Origin of the sequence: Streptomyces cahuitamycinicus, from assembly GCF_002891435.1 — a bacterium.
Lineage (GTDB): Bacteria > Actinomycetota > Actinomycetes > Streptomycetales > Streptomycetaceae > Streptomyces > Streptomyces cahuitamycinicus.
Genome location: NZ_POUC01000877.1, coordinates 1 through 1,014, shown reverse-complemented (window position 1 = coordinate 1,014; position 1,014 = coordinate 1). Strand labels below are relative to the sequence as shown.

The 1,014-nt window shown below is 76.0% G+C and carries 1 protein-coding gene; it reads right to left on the bottom strand.

From position 1 onward, the window contains the following. Positions 1-1,014: NB-ARC domain-containing protein (locus C1J00_RS43605; RefSeq protein WP_245936758.1), on the bottom strand; the 1,014-nt coding region annotated here is incomplete at both ends.

Genomic DNA, 1,014 nt, shown 5'->3' with positions numbered 1-1,014 from the left:
GTGTTGGCGGGGTCGGCGACGTCGGCGGCTTCGGGGGCGGCAGGGTCGGCGGGCTCGGCGGCGTCCCGCTCTCCGGCCCGTTCGCGGGCGAAGTCGCGCACCAGGTCGTGCGGTGCGTAGCGGCCGTACGCCGACTCCTCCAGCAGGGCCACGTCGAGAAGCCGTTCCAGGGCGGCCTCGGTGCGGGGCTCGCCGGTGCCGGTGAGGCGGGCGAGCAGCGGGGCGCCGTACGTGGGCAGGGCGAGCGCGCCGATACGGCACAGGGTGCGGGCCGCGTCCCGGTCGGCCTCCCGCTCGGACGCGGCGAGGGCATCGTGCGTGACGGCCAGGGAACGGCGGACGCTCAGGTCGTCGTACTCCAGGTGGTGCAGGCGGCCGTCTGCGGCGGCGAGTTGACCCGCCAGGGTGCCGGGGGCCAGGGCCGGACGGGCGGCGAGCCGCGCGGCGACGATCCGCAGGGCCAGCGGCAGCCTGCCCGTGAGCTCGACGAGGAGCCGGGCGGCGTCGGTACCGTCCAGGCCGTCGCGGCCCGAGTGCCTGCGCAGGAGCTCGGCACTCTCCTCGTCCGACAGCGGGGCGAGCGGAAACCTGGCCGCGCCGTCGAGGGCGGTCAGCGGCGAACGGCTGGTGACGATCACCCCGCACCCGGCACCCCCTGGGAGGAGCGGCCGCACCTGCGCGGCACTCGCGGCGTCGTCCAGCACCAGGAGCGTGCGCGTCGGCGCGAGCAGCGAGCGCAGCAACGCGGTCGCGGCGTCCGGCTGTTCCGGGATACGGCACGGCTCGGTGCCGAGGTCACGCAGCAGGGCGGTGACCGCCTGAGCAGCGGTGAGAGGGGTCATACCCGGGGTGGCGCCGTGCAGGTCGAGGTGGATCTGCCCATCGGGGAAACGTTCCGCCAACTGATGGGCGACCTCCAGTGCGAGCGCGCTCTTGCCGACGCCCGCCATGCCGCTGATGACGGCGGTGGGGTGCCTGCCGGGTGCCGTGAGCGCGCGGCGCAGGGAGTCACGC